29 protein-coding genes are annotated in these 19,020 nt (G+C 41.2%); all 29 read left to right on the top strand.

Annotated elements, in window-relative coordinates:
• Positions 1-99 precede the first annotated feature (99 nt).
• The 29 genes from GWK08_RS14880 to GWK08_RS14740 all read left to right on the top strand — a co-directional run bounded on the left by GWK08_RS14880 (position 100) and on the right by GWK08_RS14740 (position 18,964).
• Positions 100-732, top strand: coding sequence for a tetratricopeptide repeat protein (locus GWK08_RS14880; protein ID WP_163608019.1), 633 nt, complete (start codon positions 100-102; stop codon positions 730-732).
• Between the two features lie 109 nt (positions 733-841).
• Entirely contained in the window at positions 842-1,363 is a 522-nt protein-coding gene (locus GWK08_RS14875) for a hypothetical protein (RefSeq protein ID WP_163608018.1), read from the top strand.
• A 21-nt stretch (positions 1,364-1,384) separates the two neighbouring features.
• Positions 1,385-2,155: a hypothetical protein gene (locus GWK08_RS14870; protein ID WP_163608017.1), complete on the top strand. Its 771-nt coding sequence runs from the start codon at positions 1,385-1,387 to the stop codon at positions 2,153-2,155.
• Between the two features lie 79 nt (positions 2,156-2,234).
• Complete coding sequence (locus GWK08_RS14865) at positions 2,235-3,044, top strand: LytR/AlgR family response regulator transcription factor (RefSeq protein WP_163608016.1); 810 nt, start codon at positions 2,235-2,237, stop codon at positions 3,042-3,044.
• 170 nt (positions 3,045-3,214) lie between these two features.
• A complete protein-coding gene (locus GWK08_RS14860) occupies positions 3,215-4,006 on the top strand; it encodes a CPBP family glutamic-type intramembrane protease (protein WP_163608015.1) in 792 nt (263 codons plus the stop codon).
• Between the two features lie 79 nt (positions 4,007-4,085).
• On the top strand, positions 4,086-4,850 hold the full coding sequence (locus tag GWK08_RS14855) for a hypothetical protein (protein ID WP_163608014.1): 765 nt from the start codon (positions 4,086-4,088) through the stop codon (positions 4,848-4,850).
• 19 nt (positions 4,851-4,869) lie between these two features.
• Entirely contained in the window at positions 4,870-5,382 is a 513-nt protein-coding gene (locus tag GWK08_RS14850; RefSeq protein ID WP_163608013.1) for a GNAT family N-acetyltransferase, read from the top strand.
• Between the two features lie 85 nt (positions 5,383-5,467).
• Positions 5,468-6,133, top strand: a complete 666-nt coding sequence (locus GWK08_RS14845; RefSeq protein WP_163608012.1) for a TlpA family protein disulfide reductase — start codon at positions 5,468-5,470, stop codon at positions 6,131-6,133.
• 126 nt (positions 6,134-6,259) lie between these two features.
• Positions 6,260-7,288: a hypothetical protein gene (locus GWK08_RS14840; RefSeq protein ID WP_163608011.1), complete on the top strand. Its 1,029-nt coding sequence runs from the start codon at positions 6,260-6,262 to the stop codon at positions 7,286-7,288.
• Positions 7,289-7,343: 55 nt separating this feature from the next.
• Positions 7,344-7,742, top strand: coding sequence for a hypothetical protein (locus GWK08_RS14835; RefSeq protein WP_163608010.1), 399 nt, complete (start codon positions 7,344-7,346; stop codon positions 7,740-7,742).
• Between the two features lie 73 nt (positions 7,743-7,815).
• Complete coding sequence (locus tag GWK08_RS14830; protein WP_163608009.1) at positions 7,816-8,274, top strand: PaaI family thioesterase; 459 nt, start codon at positions 7,816-7,818, stop codon at positions 8,272-8,274.
• Positions 8,271-8,648 carry a VOC family protein gene (locus GWK08_RS14825; RefSeq protein WP_163608008.1) on the top strand — a complete coding sequence of 126 codons (378 nt, stop codon included), beginning with the start codon at positions 8,271-8,273 and terminating at the stop codon, positions 8,646-8,648. Before GWK08_RS14830 ends, GWK08_RS14825 begins: the two co-directional genes overlap by 4 nt.
• 21 nt (positions 8,649-8,669) lie before the next feature.
• Positions 8,670-9,278, top strand: a complete 609-nt coding sequence (locus GWK08_RS14820; protein WP_163608007.1) for an SAP domain-containing protein — start codon at positions 8,670-8,672, stop codon at positions 9,276-9,278.
• Positions 9,279-9,341: 63 nt separating this feature from the next.
• Complete coding sequence (locus GWK08_RS14815) at positions 9,342-10,220, top strand: helix-turn-helix domain-containing protein (protein WP_163608006.1); 879 nt, start codon at positions 9,342-9,344, stop codon at positions 10,218-10,220.
• Positions 10,217-10,702: a nuclear transport factor 2 family protein gene (locus GWK08_RS14810; protein WP_163608005.1), complete on the top strand. Its 486-nt coding sequence runs from the start codon at positions 10,217-10,219 to the stop codon at positions 10,700-10,702. Before GWK08_RS14815 ends, GWK08_RS14810 begins: the two co-directional genes overlap by 4 nt.
• Before the next feature lie 11 nt (positions 10,703-10,713).
• On the top strand, positions 10,714-11,115 hold the full coding sequence (locus GWK08_RS14805) for a VOC family protein (protein ID WP_163608004.1): 402 nt from the start codon (positions 10,714-10,716) through the stop codon (positions 11,113-11,115).
• Positions 11,116-11,209: 94 nt separating this feature from the next.
• Positions 11,210-11,893 carry a metal-dependent hydrolase gene (locus GWK08_RS14800; protein WP_163608003.1) on the top strand — a complete coding sequence of 228 codons (684 nt, stop codon included), beginning with the start codon at positions 11,210-11,212 and terminating at the stop codon, positions 11,891-11,893.
• A gap of 30 nt (positions 11,894-11,923) precedes the next feature.
• The gene (locus GWK08_RS14795; protein WP_163608002.1) at positions 11,924-12,247 is read left to right on the top strand and encodes a TfoX/Sxy family protein; all 324 of its coding nucleotides are present in this window, start codon (positions 11,924-11,926) and stop codon (positions 12,245-12,247) included.
• 3 nt (positions 12,248-12,250) lie between these two features.
• Entirely contained in the window at positions 12,251-12,688 is a 438-nt protein-coding gene (locus tag GWK08_RS14790) for a helix-turn-helix domain-containing protein (RefSeq protein WP_163608001.1), read from the top strand.
• A gap of 55 nt (positions 12,689-12,743) precedes the next feature.
• The gene (locus GWK08_RS14785) at positions 12,744-13,163 is read left to right on the top strand and encodes a VOC family protein (RefSeq protein ID WP_163608000.1); all 420 of its coding nucleotides are present in this window, start codon (positions 12,744-12,746) and stop codon (positions 13,161-13,163) included.
• Positions 13,160-13,519 (top strand): hypothetical protein, encoded by a 360-nt coding sequence (locus tag GWK08_RS14780; RefSeq protein ID WP_163607999.1) that lies wholly within the window; start codon positions 13,160-13,162, stop codon positions 13,517-13,519. Before GWK08_RS14785 ends, GWK08_RS14780 begins: the two co-directional genes overlap by 4 nt.
• Positions 13,516-14,217, top strand: a complete 702-nt coding sequence (locus GWK08_RS14775) for a lysoplasmalogenase (RefSeq protein WP_163607998.1) — start codon at positions 13,516-13,518, stop codon at positions 14,215-14,217. Before GWK08_RS14780 ends, GWK08_RS14775 begins: the two co-directional genes overlap by 4 nt.
• 141 nt (positions 14,218-14,358) lie before the next feature.
• Positions 14,359-15,219, top strand: a complete 861-nt coding sequence (locus GWK08_RS14770) for a zinc metalloprotease (RefSeq protein ID WP_163607997.1) — start codon at positions 14,359-14,361, stop codon at positions 15,217-15,219.
• 94 nt (positions 15,220-15,313) lie between these two features.
• The gene (locus GWK08_RS14765) at positions 15,314-15,874 is read left to right on the top strand and encodes a hypothetical protein (RefSeq protein WP_163607996.1); all 561 of its coding nucleotides are present in this window, start codon (positions 15,314-15,316) and stop codon (positions 15,872-15,874) included.
• Between the two features lie 139 nt (positions 15,875-16,013).
• Positions 16,014-16,769, top strand: coding sequence for an SDR family NAD(P)-dependent oxidoreductase (locus GWK08_RS14760; protein ID WP_163607995.1), 756 nt, complete (start codon positions 16,014-16,016; stop codon positions 16,767-16,769).
• A gap of 24 nt (positions 16,770-16,793) precedes the next feature.
• Complete coding sequence (locus GWK08_RS14755; RefSeq protein WP_163607994.1) at positions 16,794-17,258, top strand: nucleoside deaminase; 465 nt, start codon at positions 16,794-16,796, stop codon at positions 17,256-17,258.
• Positions 17,258-18,109, top strand: a complete 852-nt coding sequence (locus GWK08_RS14750; RefSeq protein ID WP_163607993.1) for a sulfurtransferase — start codon at positions 17,258-17,260, stop codon at positions 18,107-18,109. The genes GWK08_RS14755 and GWK08_RS14750 overlap by 1 nt, the downstream gene beginning before the upstream one ends.
• A gap of 35 nt (positions 18,110-18,144) precedes the next feature.
• Entirely contained in the window at positions 18,145-18,627 is a 483-nt protein-coding gene (locus tag GWK08_RS14745) for a hypothetical protein (RefSeq protein ID WP_163607992.1), read from the top strand.
• Positions 18,617-18,964 carry a cyclic-phosphate processing receiver domain-containing protein gene (locus tag GWK08_RS14740; RefSeq protein ID WP_163607991.1) on the top strand — a complete coding sequence of 116 codons (348 nt, stop codon included), beginning with the start codon at positions 18,617-18,619 and terminating at the stop codon, positions 18,962-18,964. The genes GWK08_RS14745 and GWK08_RS14740 overlap by 11 nt, the downstream gene beginning before the upstream one ends.
• Positions 18,965-19,020: the final 56 nt, after the last annotated feature.

The following is a 19,020-nucleotide window of genomic DNA, read 5'->3' as shown; positions in this document are numbered from 1 at the left end:
AGAGTTTTTGCATTTATACTTTCATTTGCTTTTTAGCAGGAAATTTCTTATATTAAAGGAAGTTCATATCGTAACATGATCTTTTAAAGAATTGAGAAAATGATGGCAGGAGGAAGCGCACAAGGCATGGTAACCAGTATTCGTGATAATAAAAAACTGTTGCGAAGGAAAAGTATGTTCAAGAAGGAACGGTCCTTTCTCAATACAAATAAAGATTCTATAAAAGTAGATCGGGGGCAGGTAAATGAGAAAAAAGCAAGTTCCAAATTATTAAAGCGTATTCGAGAAAAAGTTCTCCGGGAAAGGAAAATAGAGAAATACAATACTTTACTCATTCTTTTACTATTTAGTCCTCTTTTTATTTTCCTGATATATACCAGTTTCGGATCAAACGATAAAGATCTGGCATATGCAGAATATCAGGAAAAGATTAAGTTTGACAAAAACTACGACAAGTACCTTTTCTTTATTTCAGATGGAGATAAATGGTATGAAGAAAGACATTGGAACAATGCTGTTTTTCAGTATAAAAAAGCACTGCAACTTTTCCCTAATGAATTTAATGCCAGTTACAGATTACTTCAGGCTTATAATTCAAAATGTCAAAATAAATCCAAAGATTGCCACAAAGGACTTGAAATAGCGGAGCGCTTAAGTAAAGAATTTCCGGAAAACACCGAATTGTTAAAGCTGGAATATTCACTCAGGAATAAAATACGGGATTTGCGATAGGATCGGTTAACCTGGCTCCTGTTTCCAAATAGATTTAGTAAATTTATAAGGAAATCATTTTTACGCTCCGGATCTCTAAGCGAATTTATCCCGCATAAAATAAAGGGAGATGAGATTCAGAATAATTGTAATCCTGTGTATGCTGCTTGCCGGTATTGCATGGGCTCAGGAAGAAGAAAGTTGTGGCAATGATCCCCTCTATAAATTAATGGATTTTTGGGTCGGGGATTGGGAAGTATACAATCAGAATAATGTATTGGTAGGTCACAATAAAATAGACAAGATCCTGCAGGAATGTGCCATTATGGAAAACTGGCAGGATATGGGCGGAGGCCTGGGAAAAAGCCTGTTTTACGTAGATAATAACACAAAAAACTGGAAACAGGTCTGGGTAACTCAGAACGCAAAACTACCCTGGGGGCAAAAGGAAAAGAAGCTTATTCATTTTAAGAAAGCTAAGCTCCTGGTTTTTCAGGGGGAGTATATGTACAAAGGCTCCAGGGTTCTGGACAGAACATTACTGGAAAAGGTCTCGGCCAAAGAAGTTAAACAAAGTATACAGTTGTCTTATGACGGGGGTCAGACATGGAAGACCACCTTTATCGGGATCTATAAAAAAGCCGATCAATAAGAGCTAATTACAGGATATTAAATGAAAAGAATACATTTATTTGAGTTTGAGGACCTGGAATGGTTCCCCGGCTTTTTGCGAAACTACATGACCGATTTTCTGCAGTTCCTCTCCAACAAAACCAAAATGTACAAACCCGCGATCCCTGTACTTCATAAAGTCATCGAAAAAAGCAATACCCGGCAGATTGTAGACCTGGCTTCGGGTGGCGGTGGGGGTTTGCTTTGGCTTAACGGGGAATTAAAGAAAGAATACCCGGATCTGAAGATCCTTCTAACCGATTATTTCCCGAATATCAGTGCCTTTGAATACACTAAAAGCCAGGCTGATAATTTTAGTTATTCCGAAGAATCGATAGATGCCAGGACAGTTCCGGAAAACCTTAAAGGCCTGAGAACTCAATTCCTTTCCCTCCATCATTTCAAGCCGGAGGACGCTCAGAAAATATTGCAGAATGCCGTCGATTCCGAAGCACCGATAGCCGTTTTTGAAGCTCAGGAAAGAAGTTTCCCCAGTGTCCTGGCTATGCTTTTCTCTCCACTCACTGTTCTGCTTACCACTCCCTTTATCCGGCCGTTTAAAGCAGGGCGCATCCTTTTCACCTATCTAATTCCTATTGTTCCCTTAGCTGTTCTCTGGGATGGAGTGGTCTCATCTTTCAGGACCTATTCGGTTAAAGAAATGGACGGGCTTATCGATAAACTGGAGTATAAAGACCACTTTGAATGGGAGACGGGCAGGATAAAATCGGGGCCAGGAGTTATTCTGTATCTGTTCGGCACTCCTAAATAGTCCTGTGCTCTTTTATTTATAAAATCTTATGTAATTTTATTGCAGATCCAAACAACTAAAAACAGATCTTTATTCACTGATGAAAAGGAAGTTTGATTTTTTATCAAAACAGATCCGTTATCCTTCCGGCATTAACAAACAGCTCATAATAGGATCCCTGACCGGTCTCTTTATGGCATTTGTCTTGATCATTCTGGAACCTTTTGATACCAACAACTTTTCCTCCCCTAATAAAACCCTTCTTCTGGCAGGTTACGGGATCGTTATTCTGGCTACCTATATGATCTTTGCTGCTGCCGATCAACAATTCTACAGAAAGAAAAAAAGCAGATGGCTTCTTTACAATGAACTGATCTCTATTTTTAGTTTCTTTCTTTTTGCAGGAACTACGATGTACTTCTATAATTGTATTGTGATCAGTAAGGTGAACATCAGCTTTTACGGTCTTGTTTACTTTGTAGTATTCTATACGCTCCCATTTATCCCTATCCTCGGACTCCTGTTGTTCATTATTCGGCAAAGACTAGGAGAACTCACTCCTGTTGATCAACCGGGCACGGTCACCTTATCAGGAATAAACAAAAATGAGGTTCTGAAGCTTCGCAGGGAAGATATTTTTTATATCAAAGCTTCCGAGAACTATGTTCAGGTATTTTTTGAAAAAGAGAACTCCTTTCAAAACACTATCCTGAGAAATACATTGACCAAAGTGGAAAAACAAGCTCCTTTCCTTCAGAAATGCCACCGGTCCTATCTGGTAAACCTGGAAAAGGTGATAAACATTAAGGGCAATTCGCAAAAGGCAGTGATCTGTTTCGAAAACGAGGCAAACGAAATTCCCCTTTCAAAATCTTACTATAAAAAAATAAGATCAGCTATATCATCTTAGCCCAAAAGCTGTTTATTTCACCCCTCTCCACCACCATTCGTCACAAATTATATCGGTCCGGCACTTTTTTTTCTGATTTTCTCCACTCTTTACTCTATTTGTTCATGAGTTTTAGCTGAAAAGCATCTTTTTCACACTTCTCTTATTTAATCTAAACTGTTACAAACTCTATGAAGAAATCATTAAAAATCATTGTTATTGTATTGATCGGATTCCTGTCTTTCGAACTGATAAGCGAATATTACTTTTCACCTCTATTAAAATATATCGACGGCTTTATCGGGCAACGGATCATCAGTTTCTTTTTCACCTATTTAATAGTAGGGCTCCCGGTAATTATTGCTTTGTTTTTCCTTCATCCTCCAAAGGAGATCATAAAGAGCATGGGTTTAATCCAAAAGCCTGGCAGGGGAGTCTTTATTGCTTTTTTGTTTACCCTGCCGATGCTGATAGGCTATTCTTTTTTCTTTAAGATCAATCCCGAATTAACATTGCAGAGGTTTTTTATAAGCTGTGTTTTTGCTGCATTTTTTGAAGAGGTGTTTTTCAGGGCATTCCTGGTCGGTCAGATCTTCAGGTATACAAAACTGGGCTTTGTTCCTACCATTCTCTTCGGTAGCCTCATCTTCGGGCTGGGGCATTTATATCAGAGTAATGATCCCTCAACCATGCTGGGTATTTTTATGATAACGGCTTTAGGAGCAGCAATTTTCGCCTGGTTATTTATTGAATGGAACTACAATATCTGGGTTGCTATCGGGCTGCACTTTTTTATGAATTTCTATTGGGAACTCTTTACGGATGAGCAAAATGCCCTGGGTGGTCTGACGGCAAATATCTTCAGGTTCTCAACCATTTTTGTAGCCATTGCCGGGACAATTATTTACAAAAGAAGAAATAAGCTCAATTATCTGATAAACAGGAATACGCTCTGGATTAACCGGACTTCCCATGAAAAATAAAAGTTTTTTTCTGGTGTTTGTTTTATCTTTATACAAGTAATTAAACTTGTGTAAAACCAATAACCAAAGAACAGACAAAATGAAAAAAATACTATGCCTTGTTGCTATACTGTTTATCAGTTTCAACCTTTCGGCAACCCCCACTAAAATAACGGTAAGAGTAAAAGCAAAAGATGCAAAATTTATCGGTAATTCCATGGGAGGAGCTCATATTATAATCCGTGATAAAATAAGCGGTGAGATCCTTTCTCAGGGAAAAACAACGGGTGGTACCGGAAATACAGGACTTATTATGAACACCCCCAGAGAGAGGGGAATGAGGATCTCTGATGATGGTACCTCAGGATATATTGCGGAACTCGATATTGACGAACCACTCCTTGTACGTATTGAAGTTCTGGCTCCCTTTAATAAAAAACAAGCCAGCGTTGCTGCCTCTACCGAAATATGGGTCCTTCCGGGAAAGGATATCCTGGGCGACGGTATCGTATTGGAGATCCCCGGATTTGTGATCGATATCCTTAATCCTAGGACGCATCAATTTATTTCACTCAAATCTCTCAAAGACGGGATCATTGAAGTGAAGGCCAATGTGGTTATGATGTGCGGATGTACCATTAGTGATGGTGGCCTATGGGATGCCAATAAAATGGAGGTAAAAGGTATACTCAAAAGAAATGGAAAAGCTCTGGGAGAGATCGACCTCAACATCAAAGAGCCCAATCTTTTTGCCGGAAACTTTAAGGTTGATGGCGGCGGAGTATACGAGCTGATCGTATATGCTTATAATCCGGAAAGCGGAAATACCGGAGTTGATAAGATCAACTATATCATTAACGAATAGAAGCTATTGCGCTCTTCCGATGATAGAAATAAAGAAATATCCCATGCTCTCCCCTGAGACTAAAAAAGAACTCAGGGGGCATATCGACAGAGAGTTTGGGCATATTCCGATCGTAAGAGAAACAGAATGGGCAACCCCTCACTGGAGTATCATCTGTTACGAGGAGGGAGAGATCGCTTCGTTTTACAATATTGTTGAGCGGGAAATTTTTGTTGACAACAACAAGCTTAAGATTGCCGGAATAAACAATGTTATCACACCTCCTGCATTCAGGGGAAAGGGCCTTTCTTCCAAAACCTTAAAAGAGACCGAGGATTTTATCTTTAAGGACCTCGCCTGCCGGTTGGGAGTTCTGCTTTGTGCCGACCAGCTTCTTCCTTTTTACGAACGCCTTAATTGGTATAAGGTAGATTGTCCTGTTTATTTTCTGCAGGGAACGGAAAGGAAATTATGGAATGCCAATACCATGCTGTTAAGCAGAAATACTCATATGTCTCCCTTAAAAATAGACTTGAACGGATTACCCTGGTGAGCAGATAATATTTCTGATGTAACATCTTCCTGTGAAGATCGTCCTCTATGTGGAGCCTGATAAATTTTCACTTAAAACTATTAAAATGGAAGATTTTATTGGCAACAACATTAAGTTCATAGCAGAATGGGGACAATTGATAACAGCGGGAATCATTCTTCTTTCCCTGTTTTTACTTTTTTTGATCGGTAGAAGGAATAGATATTTTCTACCAAAAGGTTTTTTCGGATACCTGGGTGCTGTCGGTCTGCTATTACTTATCCTCCTGAGTTCCCTTGTATTTATGAGAATCACAAAAATAAAACCGGGGGTCATGGTTATTATCGATCAGCTTGAAACTATAAAAGGGCAACCTGCTCCTTCCCTGAACTTTAAGTTGGTTTCCGACAATTCGGAACACAGTATTGAAGAATTTAAAGGCGATGTGGTATTACTTAATTTCTGGGCAACCTGGTGTGCTCCCTGCCTGAAGGAGATGCCCGATCTAAATCGTTTACAGGAAAAATATAAAGACAAAGGCCTTACCGTAATTGCTCTGTCCGACGAAAAAAGGGAAAGGCTTTTAAAGTTTGCCGAAAGAAAACCTTTTGAAGCCCTCTCGGCATATACCGAAAAATTTAAATGGGTACAATTGGGATCTGAACGTCCGGCTACCTTCCTGATCAATAAAGAAGGGGTAGTTAAAGCCTACTTTACCGGTTCCTATGATTTCGATTTTTTCGAATCTGAGATCTTGAAGTACCTGCAGTGATCATTCATTAATTCATCTCAAAATTCTTTTTAAGACCTCAATCCGACTTTAAATTACTGCAAAGGCCTTTTAATTTCATAGCTTTATGCTTCCGGGACCATCTCAACGGGATCTAAAATTGTAGTTATGTCGAAAATCAGATTATACCTCTTGATTGCCCTAACCAACCTATCCGTTTTTTACACTTCTGTCTGTGCACAGGAAATACAGGCCGGAAAAATAGGTGAAAGCGAACTCTATGAATTTTACAGCAACTTCTGGTTTAATATGCATCACTTTTTTAAACAGGAGAGCCTGATAAATTCCGTAAAGGGTACTTCGGTCATAGAGAAGGCAACTCTCGATAAAATGACAACGGGCGAAAGGTCCGTACTTCAGGCGGTTATTGAATATTACAAAACAGAGTTACTTGACGAAGACCTGCGTACCAGTGATCTTATGTCGGCTTTTAAACAATGGATAATCGGCAGGGATGAAGAAAGATTGACCGATATTCCGGAATCTCTTCGCGGATTGAGTGAACAACTTCAAAATGCTGCCGCGGTATACCGGAAATATTTCTGGGCAGATCACCAGGCTGCCAATAAAGCAGTTTTAGAGCAAAACCTCGATCTGATAAAAGGATCGGAAAAAAGGGTATCCGAAAGACTCTCCGATCTGACAAAATCTTACTGGGATAATAAAAAGATAAGGGTAGACATCAGTTACTACGCCAAAGCTTCCGAACGCAATCTCACGAACAGACCCTATACTTCTCTCTTTCCTACTCATGTGGTGATGAACTCCTCTGGAAAAGCAGATACTCCCAGAGGGAACTGGCTGGAATTGCTCTATCATGAATCCAGTCATCATCTTATCCTCTCTTCCGGAGGCTTTGTAGGAGGTACGATCAGAGATATTTCTCAGGTAAGCGGGCAAAGATCACCCAGGCAACTCTGGCATGCCTATTTATTCTATTTTTCAGGAGTTGTTACCCAGGCAGAGCTAAAAAAACAGGGGTTCGATAATTACGAACTCTATATGGTAAGAAATAAGGTCTTTTCCTCTTATATCCCTTTTCTGCTGGAATACCTCCCTTCCTATATTGAGCATAAAGTAAGCCTGCATAAGGCCACTACAGATATAGTCGAAGCTATTCGAAAGTCCCGTGAATAAGCCGGAAGCAACCTTTTAAGAATATCTGCATCTGTATTAAAACAACCAAAAACCGATGAAAAAAATAGTTTTAATTGCAGTGCTGGGAATGTTTCTTTCCCTGACTGCCTGTTCAGGAGACGATGACAATTCAAACCCCGAAGTATCTCAGGTTGAGATCAGGATCAGGAACGCCAGTACCGTCGAATACACAGATATAATCGTAAATACCAGCGGCGGAGAGAATACTTACGGCGACCTGTCTTCTGATGTGACTTCCGAATACAAGACATTCGATTTTGCTTATCGCTATGCCTATATCGAATTAAAGATCAACGGAGAGATCTTTACCATCCAACCCATAGATTACGTGGGGGAAACCAAACTCACTCCGGGAAAATATACCTATGAGATCGGTGCAGGTGCCAGTACGAATCAGTTTACCCGTTTATCCTTAAAATTTATAGAGGACTGATATTCCACACATATAAAAGGATAGTTTTTTATTCTGTAAATGCTTAGCTTTATCAGGCAACAGAAGTTTAAACATGGAATTCCAACCTAAGTCCGATAATTTTATACAAAAGGTAGAAGAAAGTTTCGCACGCCAAAAGTTTATGGATTTTATAGGTGCTCGCCTCATCAAAGTAGAACCGGGTTTCTGTGAGATCCATATTCCCTATAATGAAAACCTCACCCAGCAACATGGTTTTTTTCATGCGGGTATTATTGGCAGTCTGGCAGATAACGTTGCAGGTTATGCCGCATTTTCCCTGATGGAAGAATCTTCTTCCATCCTGACGGTAGAATTTAAACTCAACCTGATGTCTCCCGGTGATGGAGATCTCCTGATAGGCCGGTCCAACGTCCTGAAAAATGGCAGGACATTAACGATTTGCAGGTCGGAGGTCTTTGTCTGTAAAGACGGAAAGGAAAAAATATGTGCTGCCTCTCAGTCTACTTTAATCGAATTGAAGAATTCCGCGGATAATAAAACCGAAAAATGAATTTAAATCAGATAACAGTTCCTTCCCTGGACCTGACAAGATCTATCCCCTTTTATGAAAAACTGGGGCTCAAACTTATTGTAAAGTCCCTGCCTCACTATGCACGCTTTGAATGCCCGGACGGCGAATCCACTTTTTCCATCCATCAAGTAAAAGAGCTTCCGAAAGGAGAAGGTGCCTATATTTACTTTGAATGTGAGGACCTGGATGAAAAAGTAAAGGAGCTGATAGATAAGGGGATTGAATTTGACGAGCTGCCCGAAGATAAGCGATGGTTGTGGAGAGAAGCCAGATTGAAAGACCCCGATGCTAACCGTCTTATTCTTTTTTACGGAGGCGACAACAGAAAAAATCCACCCTGGAGAATTTCCTGACCCTAAACACACACTTAAAAAATGAAGTTATCAAAAGACATGACCGAAGAGCAGTTCGACAATGCTTATTGGTATGCAACCGAAATAAAGGCTTTTGCCAAAGAAATAGGTATCCCCTCCACTTCCCGTCTTCGCAAGGACGAACTGGAAGATCTGATCAAACACTTTCTGAGAACCGGAGAGATAAAGACTTCTCAAAGAAAAAACCTGTCGAAAAAAGGAATAAAGGATATTGAGATAGGTTTGCGTCTTGATCTTCCCATAGTAAATTATACCAGCAACCGGGAAACCAAAGATTTTATTGTTTCCGAAGCTCTTAAAATAGTACCTGGCCTAAAACGAAAGTCAGGGGCGAGATACCGCCTGAACCGATGGAGGGAAGAACAATTGAATCAGGGAATAAAGATCACTTACGGCGATCTGGTAAAGGAATATATAAAACTAAATCAAGCCGAGGGTAGCTTTGAGCAGGTACCCTCAGGCCGCTACATTAATTTTGTTTCCGATTTTCTGAAAAATGAGCCGGATGCAAAGCGGGAGGAAGCGATAGTTGCATGGGAAACACTTAAAAAACTAAATATTCCCAAAGACTACCGTTCCTGGAAAAAATACCGGGACTCCGAAACTTAGCCACTTTTTACAGGTTTTCACTTTTCGATTTTTGTACCTTCATCATTATCAATACAATAAGAATTGGAAAAAGGAGATAAAGGACAAACATCGGCGCTTTACGTCTGGAACGGACTCAGTGTTTTCTGGGGCACTTCCTTTCATACGAACCCTCATTCACACAATACCCTTCAGCTTGTTTTCGACATCGACAAAGAATTTCTTCTGAAGGACAGCTCGACAGAATGGACCGCTTATTCAGCTGCCATTATCCAGGCTTCGCATATGCATCAGCTGGACAGTAATAACAGCATACAACTCTTCCTTTACCTGGATAAAGACAGTGAGTACGCCAAAAAGCTCACTGAGAAGTATCTAAATGAAAAGAGCATCAGTAACCTTAAAAATTCAGATATCCGCAGGCTCAGTAATGACTTTTTTAAAGGGTTGCTGGTTAAACAGGATTGTGATGAACTTTTTAAGGGGTGCCATACTATTCTGGAGCACCTGATCCGGATTGAGCCGTTGACCAAAAGGGATAAGCGAATTGAAGATGCCATTTCATTTATTGTCAATTCGCCGGAAAAGCAATTTAAAATAAAGGATGTTGCCAGTCATGTCTGCCTTTCCGAAAGCAGGTTAAGGCATTTATTTAAAGAGCAGGTCGGGCAGCCGATACAGAGCTTTATTCTCTGGATGAAGGTGGTAGATTCTCTCAATCTCGTTCTTAAGGGCAGGTCGCTAACCCAGACCGCCTATGATACCGGATTCTGGGATCATTCTCATATGAATCGTTCCTATAAAGACCTTTTAGGGACTACCCCGGGAGCTATTCAGAAATACGAGCAGGAACTTCGGATCATCTCCTGTAATAAAAGTAATTTCTACAGTCTTAAAACAGAAATATCAAAAGACTGGAATGCAGATAAACCATTTAAAACAATAGAAATACAAAAACCATGAAACAATATCCGATCATTCTTCTCCTCTTTCTGCTGATGTTATCCTGTAAAGAGGAAAACAAAAGCAGGCCGGAAGCCGAAATAAAAAAAGAAATTGCCGGGGTGTTTGATGCCTATGTCAATCAGCTGAATACTCAGGGATTAAAAGGTATCGATTCTTATTTTTCCAAAGACGATCGTTTTTACTGGGTGGAAGACGGCCTTTTGCAATACCCGGACAGAGCGGCACTTCTGGAAGGGATTGAAGCTTTTTACCCAAGTGTCCGATCTGTTCATATGACGGTTTCCGGCATCAATATCCATGTAATAGATGACAATACCGCTACTCTTTTCTCCCTATATAAGCAGGACTTTGTGCTGAATACAGGTTATAGTTTTCATCTCGAAGGAGCCTTTACCATTCTCCTGACCCCTGAAGACGATAGCTGGAAATTCCTTATCGGGCACAGTTCTGTAAAAAAACCAAGAGATACTGACCAATAAAAACTTTAATCATGATACATAAACTCACTCATTTTGCCATATACACGGAAGATATTCAAAGGGCTTCAAAATTTTACGGACAGGTGTTTAACTGGAAATTTAACGATTACGGAGGCACTGATTTTCTTCAGATAAGGTCCAAGGCCTCCGAAAAAGGAGAACTGATCGGAGCGCTGCAGGACAGAAAGTATTCTCCCTTGGAAGAAAAAGTAATTGGTTTTGAATGCTCTATCGCCGTTAAAGACCTCAACAAGACCATTGCTACCGTTCAGGAAGCCGGAGGAACTATCCTGATGCCAAAGACCGAGATCCCCCATGTGGGACATATTTGCAAGTTTACGGATACGGAAGGCAATCTCCTCTGTGCTGTTCAATATCACGATCATATTCTCGCTTCATTTAAACAGGCTTAAAACATAAAGCTTTTCGTTATTTTCATTAAACTTTCTAACTTTAATGCTTCCGTCCCCTCTGAGGTCGGTTTGCGATAACTAAAATTAAGAACAAATGAAAATAACCTATTTGGGCCATGCATCCTTAGCCCTGGAATTTGGCAGCAAAAAGTTGTTAATAGATCCTTTTATCAGCGGGAACCCTCTTGCCGGAAATATAGATATCTCAGCCCTGGAAGCCGATTATATCCTGATCACACACGGGCACGAAGATCATGTACTGGATGTTGAGAAAATAGCTAATAACACAGGAGCAACCTTGATCTCCAATTATGAGATCATCTCCTGGTTCGGGCAAAAAGGATTAAACGGACACCCTATGAACCACGGAGGAAAGTTTAAGTTCGATTTCGGGACCGTTAAATATGTAAATGCCATTCATTCCAGTGTGCTTCCCGACGGGACCTACGGAGGTAATCCCGGTGGATTTGTGATCTGGAATGAGGAAAAATGTATTTATATAGCCGGAGATACGGCTCTTACCGAAGATATGAAGCTTATTCCCAAAACCTGCCCTAAGCTGGACCTGGCCGTCCTACCGGTGGGAGATAATTTTACCATGGGTTATGAAGATGCCCTGATTGCCAGCGATTATATAGAATGTGATAAGATTATCGGATATCATTTCGACACCTTTCCTCCGATCAAAATAGATAAAGCAAAAGCTGAGGAGTTGTTTTCAAAACACAATAAGGAGTTGATACTTCCCGGGATCGGGCAGGTCATGGAATTAGAATAAAACCCCTATCTTAAGGGAAAAATACAGGTCATGGGTGTAAAAGGAGATAAACTGACCAATGCTTCGGTACTTGCTGCTGAAGCCTTGGTGGAACAGTTAAATGATATCGGAAGTATATCTTCCAAAAAGATGTTCGGTGGTCATGGTATATTTCATGAAGGAAAAATGTTCGGGATTGTCGATTCCAAAGGCCAGTGTTATTTAAAGGCAGATAAAGCCAATAAAGCCGAATATGAGGCAGCAGGTTCACATCAGCACAGCAGAATGCCATATTTTTCCATTCCGGACGCAGTTCTGGAGAACAGGGAAGAGCTGTTAAACTGGGCAAAAAGATCTATCGATATATCAAAGTAGGACATGGCCGGACAACTTCCAAAAATATATGTTTACAGGCAACTGGTGCAAGCTAAATTATTCATTGATGAGCATTATTCCGCCAATATCAATCTGGATGAAATAGCCGATGTAGCTTTCTTTTCCAAATTCCATTTTACCCGTTTGTTTAAAAAAACTTACGACTATACCCCTCATCAGTACCTGACCAGGGTTCGTATCGACAGAGCAAAGGAACTCCTGTCATCAGACATGAGCATTACGGATACCTGCTTTGCCGTAGGTTTTGAAAGCATCAGTTCCTTTACAGCTTTGTTTAAACGATATACAGGTTCTACACCCTCTGGTTTTCAACAGCAAAAAATAAAAAGGAAACAGGAAATTGCTACAACTCCTGTAAAATTCGTTCCGAATTGTTTTGCTTCACAACAGGGTTGGACAGAAAATAGCAATTTTCAATAAGTGAGTTAAAAAGTTATCATCGAATTTTGAATCAGAAATCACTAAAACAAAAAGTATGATTACCAGAATGAATCACGTGAGCATATTTGTCCTAGATCAGGACAGCGCTTACGATTTTTACGTCAATAAGCTGGGTTTTAAAGTACATACCGATGCTTCCATGGGACCCGATATGCGCTGGTTAACGGTTTGTCCGCCCGAACAACCCGATCTGGAAATATCCCTTATGTCTATCCAGGAAGGAATGATGTTTAAGGGTGATGCGGCAGCTCAAATGAGAACCATGGTTAGTGAGGGAACCTTCGGTTTTGGCGTTTTTGAATGTAATGACCTGATGGCGACCTATGAGGAACTAAAAGCTAAAGGAGTAGAATTTAAAAAACCTCCCACAAAGGAATTCTATGGATATGAAGCATTGTTTAAAGACGACTCGGGCAACTGGTTTTCCCTGGGGCAAAAAAAAGATAAAAAATGATACGAAATCTTCTGGCCGTAGTGGCAGGGTATGTGTTTTTCACATTTAGCGCAGTTCTTCTGTTTGGATTTGGCGGAATAGATTATTCCCGCGTAGTATCTCCTAACCTGATCCTGATCTCCGCATTCGTAGGTGGCTTGTTCGCTTTTTTTGCAGGCTACCTGACTGCAGGGATTGCAAGAGAAAATGCAAAAAAAGCCGGAATAGCCTTAAGTGCTCTTATTGCCATCATTGCACTGGTATCGATCCTGGCCCAGGCCGAAGCAGAAACCTATTGGTCTCAGCTACTGACAATTTTCCTTTTTGCTCCCCTGGCCTATGCAGGAAGCCGAATTAAAAACAAAAGATCTGAATGACATCATCCGGCACAAAAAGCAACTATTTTCTTTTGCTCTTTCTTTTTCTGGTAGTTCTCGATCTGGTATTGACAACCTACGGATTAAGTCTGTACCGGCAATTCAGCAAACCCCTGATCCTGTTGTCACTTCTGATATATTTTGGTGTTTCCGGAAAAAAGCTTCAGAAAAAGATCTACCTTCCCGCTATGCTGGCTCTTGGCTTTTCCCTTCTGGGTGATATTTTTCTCCTGTACGACGGGATCTCAGGAACCTATTTTATCCTGGGGCTGCTGTCTTTCCTAACCGCACATATCTTTTACAGTATTACATTCCTAAGGCAGAGAGCCCTAAAGAACCCTCCTGCCTTTAATCTTTTTATAGCGGCCCTGCTGGCCTATAGTATTTTTCTCTTTTCAATACTGAAACCTCAACTCGGGGCACTAATGCTACCGGTCATTATTTATATCCTGGTCATTCTCTTTATGGCAATAACATCTGTAAAACGCTATGGCAGGGTTAATAAAAACAGTTTTCTTCTGGTCTTTGCGGGGGCTCTTTTCTTTCTGGCTTCTGATAGTATTCTCGCCTTAAATAAATTCCTCACAGAAATCCCTCTTTCCCATATCTGGGTAATGGGGACCTATGCTGCCGCGCAATTTCTGATCGTGAAAGGTTTACTAACATCATTAAACGATAGTTCAGGCAGTATTGACTGAAAGCAAGTTAATCTCCTGTATATAAAGTCTTTAATTTTAACAGTTTCTACTGAACTCTTTTGAAGTTTGATGCGTACGTATTAGTAAGTGAAGCTTGTAAAAAAGCTTTGACAAATTTGTTTAACCCTTAAAACAGATATTATGGCTATTACTATTAACGGAAAAGAATTTGCAGATATGGAGGAATTCTCCAGAAGAGGAAGAGGCTGCGCCACCAAGATCCCTACCCCTGTAGATATGTTCAGGGTAGATGAAGAACTTCTCTCCAACCGGCAAAGAAGGGTCTCATTTGATACTTTGCACATCGAGATCAGGTTTATACACCTTACTTATGGAAGCCAGGGGCTTATTTCACTGGAGCAAAGAGAAAGGCAGGTAGAATTACTAAATGACGCTTTTAGCGGGTCTAATCTGGTGTTCGGTTATAATGAAGAACTTACACGATCGGTAGATAATCATGACTGGTACCGGATGGGGCACGGGAGTTTTGCCGAACGCGAAGCTAAAAGTGCCTTATCTTCAGATCCTACAAAATACCTTAATTTCTATACCGCCGGCTTACAGAACGGCTTATTGGGATGGGCGACTTTCCCTTTCGATCTGGCCGGAGATCCGGTAAGGGACGGAGTGGTGGTTCTGGACGAATCCCTGCCCGGGGGTAATGCAGCTCCTTTTAACCTGGGAATGACTGCTGTGCATGAAGTAGGTCACTGGCTGGGTCTTTACCATACTTTTCAGGACGGTTGCAGCGGTTTTGGAGATCATGTAGAGGACACCCCTGCACATTCGGGGCCCAATTACGGAAAACCGGCAGACGGGCAACCGCATAACGCCTGTAATGCAGGAGAGTTTGCTCCCATTCATAATTATATGAACTATGTGGATGACGAATGGATGAATGAGCTGACCGATAAACAGGAAAACAGGGTAAAGGAACAGATCATGATGTACAGGACAGGCTTATTAAATAATGACAAATCCTGTCATCTGGAAGCGCTGTAATGATTTTAAAAGGGCCTGAAGTTCGTTTTTAACATTTGTTTTTCATTTTGTATATTTATAATACTGTTACTCTGACTTTTAGAAACTATTCAAAATGGCGGCACACAAATTATCGGACGACTGGCTCTTTATGAACTTCCCAAAATACCACATTCGGTTTTGGGCAAGTCAGCTTAAATACGGCTTTTTTATGAGAGCCGCCAACAATCATTCTAAAGACGGAGATTCTTTCCAGATCTGGTTGGAATACAAAGATGTAAAGGAACTGGTAGAGATCCTGGATCATTTGACCATTAAGTTGGAGAAGATCCCCGAGGAAGCTCCGAAAAAGAGTTTCTGGAGTAAAAAACCTCAGATAGAACAATTGAGGATCCCCGATCTGCCCGAATACGAGCAGCCTCAGCATACCAAAATAGACAGGATCCCCTGTTTTTGCTGGATCGAGGACGGAAGGGTCTGCCTGAGTGTTTCCGGGTCCAAGGACGGGAATTTTTATAAAGTCTCCGAAGTCGATTTCAGGAACTGCATAAAACTGGAAAAGATCCTGGAAGAAGCTAATCTCACTTCTTATGTAAGTGAAGCCTATTGCGAAATTGGGAATTGTATATCAAGGAAGACCTATCCTGAACTCTACGAACCTCCAAAGTATAATTGAAGCTTTATTTTAACGTATTCGAGAGCACCTTGCTTAAGAATATTTTCTACATTTATCTGTCCTAAGAAAAGGCACTGTTGTTATCTGATTTCAGTAACTGCCCCCCGGTAAAACTGCAGTATACAAACGACATATACAGATGAAAAAACTTCAGGATAAAATAGCCCTGGTAACCGGCGCGAGTCGGGGAATAGGTAAATCGGCAGCTGTACATCTGGCTACAGAAGGAGCATTCGTGATCGTGCATTATGCCAACCAAAGAGAAGCGGCACTTAAGACCGTAGAAGAAATAGAAGCCTTCGGCGGAAAAGCGATAGCTCTGAAAGCCGACTTTTCATCCCTCGAAAATATCACCGCCTTGTTTAAGGAGATCGATCAGCTTCTCAAAGGTAAAAAACTGGATATCCTGATCAATAATGCAGGTATCCTTAACAAATTCGGATTGGAAGAGATTACCGAAACCCAGTTTGATGAACAGTTTGCTGTAAATGTAAAATCTCCTTTTTTTATTACGCAGCAGGCAATCTCCCGGCTTAATGACGGTGGGCGGATCATTAATATTTCCTCCTACCTCTCTAAAAAGCCCAAGTATGAATACGGGGCTTACTCTATGACCAAAGCGGCCATCGACAACTTTACCTTATCCCTGGCCACAGCATTGGGTCCCAGGAAAATTACGGTAAATGCCATTGCTCCGGGTTCTATAGATACCGATATGAACAAAGAACGCTTTAAAGATATTGAGGTCCGGGAAGCGGTGAGTAAAATGACCGCCTTTCAACGGGTGGGAAAACCGGATGATATTTCCAAAGTCATTGTTTTCCTGGCATCGGAAGCAGGAGAATGGATAACCGGACAATATATCGAAGCAAGCGGCGGACTGGGGTTGGTATGATTATTTGACTACATAATATTTAGAATGGAAAGAGATGAATTTTATATGAAGAGGTGCATCGAGCTCGGGGAACAGGCTCTGGAAAGCGGAAACCCTCCGGTAGGTGCCCTTATTGTTCATAAAGACATAGTTATTGGTGAAGGAATAGAAGCAGGAAAGAGTTCAGGAGACATCACCTTACACGCAGAGATCCTGGCAGTAAAAGATGCGGTTAATAAAGGACACGCATCCTTACTTTCCGAATCTGTTATGTATACAACACATGAGCCTTGCATTATGTGTTCTTATGTACTGAGACACCATAAAATGAAGGAAGTTGCATATGGCCTCAGTGTAGACCACATAGGCGGGCATACGTCTAAATTTGATGTCTTAAATACGCAGGAAGTTCCCAAATGGGGTTCCGGGCCTGTGGTTCGAAAAGGAGTAAGTGAACAGGCCTGTCAGGACCTCCACAATAAATTTTTAACCCTGATAAATAATTCCTGATGTCACAACTTAAACTACCTACACCTTTACTAAGTATTGAATGGCTTTCAACCCATCTCGATCATCCGGATGTGGTTATTCTGGACGCCAGCCTGGACAAGCCCAAAACTGCTGAAGCTCCCTCGGAACTCTCCGGGCTTCGTATAAAAAACGCACGCTTTTTCGACCTGAAAAACACTTTTGTAGATAAAGATTCGGAACTCCCGGGAATGATGCCTTCTGCAGCTCTGTTCTCCGAAGAATGCCGTAAGCTGGGAATAAATAAACACAGTAAAATAGTAGTCTACGACCGTCTTGGTATTTATTCTTCTCCCAGAGCCTGGTATATGTTCAGGACCATGGGGCATGAGCAGGTAGCTGTGTTGGATGGAGGGCTTCCGGAATGGATCGAAGCGGGGCTCCCCTCCGAAAGCAGGGAAAAGGAGCCGGAAACGGAAGCAGGGAATTTTACAGCCGAATTCAAACCCGAATTCATTGCAGACGGACAATATGTACTGGACAGCCTGAAAAACAATCGTATTTCTGTTCTTGATGCCCGTTCCTCTGGTCGTTTTACAGGAACTGCCCCGGAGCCCAGGGAAAATCTGAGAAGCGGACATATTCCCGGTTCTTTCAACCTTCCATTTGCCCGTGTTCTGAACGAATATAAAATGCGCTCACGGGAAGAGTTAAAAGAGATCTTTAAGGGTCTTGGTACCGACAACAAAGAAGTGATCTATAGCTGCGGTTCCGGAGTTACCGCCTGTATCCTCCTGTTGGCTGCAGAACTTTCAGGACATCATTCCAATATTCTTTATGACGGTTCCTGGAGTGAATGGGGATTAAAAAACGATTTCCCGATAGAATCTTAACTTTGAATAAAAGTGTGAATTAAGAACACCTACCCATGAAATATTTAAAATACAAACAAACCCAAAGCGGATGGTGGCTGGTATTGATCGTGGTTTTTATCATTATCATGGTCAGTTTGTCCTATGTAATGCAATGGGGTTCTAACCCTATTCCTTTCTGGCCTGCAATGGGAATTAATTTATTGTTTGTCGGTATCATCTTTCTCTTTCACAGTCTGACTATTGAGATAGATAAAGGCAGGCTTTCGGCTTATTTCGGTTTCGGATTGATAAAACGAAGCATCGCGCTGGAAGATATCGATACAAGTTCCATAGAAAAGATAAAACCTCCTTTTATTTACGGGATCGGTCTGCGGATCACTCCCATGGGCGTCCTCTACAATATTAAAAGAGGAGATGCCATACGTCTTACTTCCAAAGACCGTAAAAAAACTTTTTTTGTCGGCACAGACGATTTTGAAGGCCTGAGATCTGTACTAATCAGCATTGAAAAAAGGAAAGACACAAATGGGTTATAATTTGTTTCTCGACGATCTGAGAACCGTAGACATGGTTTACGACAAACAGATGGAAGATAATTTTAAAGTGGTCAGGACCTGTGCAGATTTTATTTCCTGTATTCAGGAGAACGGCCTTCCCGATTTTATCAGTTTCGATAACGACCTTGGACTGGATGCCAACGGAACCCTGGCTCCGGATGGATATGCGGCAGCCAAATGGCTTGTTTTCGATTCCGGCCTGGACCTGTCCGGACTCCGGTTTAGAGTACATTCTGCAAATCCCGTTGCAGCCGCGCAAATACAGGGTCTTTTAGATAATTATCTCAAACATCTTGACCAGAAGGGAGATAGTTAAAAAATTTCTATTATTTTTAACGCTCTCTTTTTGGGGTGTATCAAACAAATAAATTA

The organism is Leptobacterium flavescens (assembly GCF_010671605.1).
Classification (GTDB): Bacteria; Bacteroidota; Bacteroidia; order Flavobacteriales; family Flavobacteriaceae; genus Leptobacterium; species Leptobacterium flavescens.
Note: the sequence above shows the minus strand (reverse complement) of the source record. Positions and strands in the feature narration are given on the sequence as shown.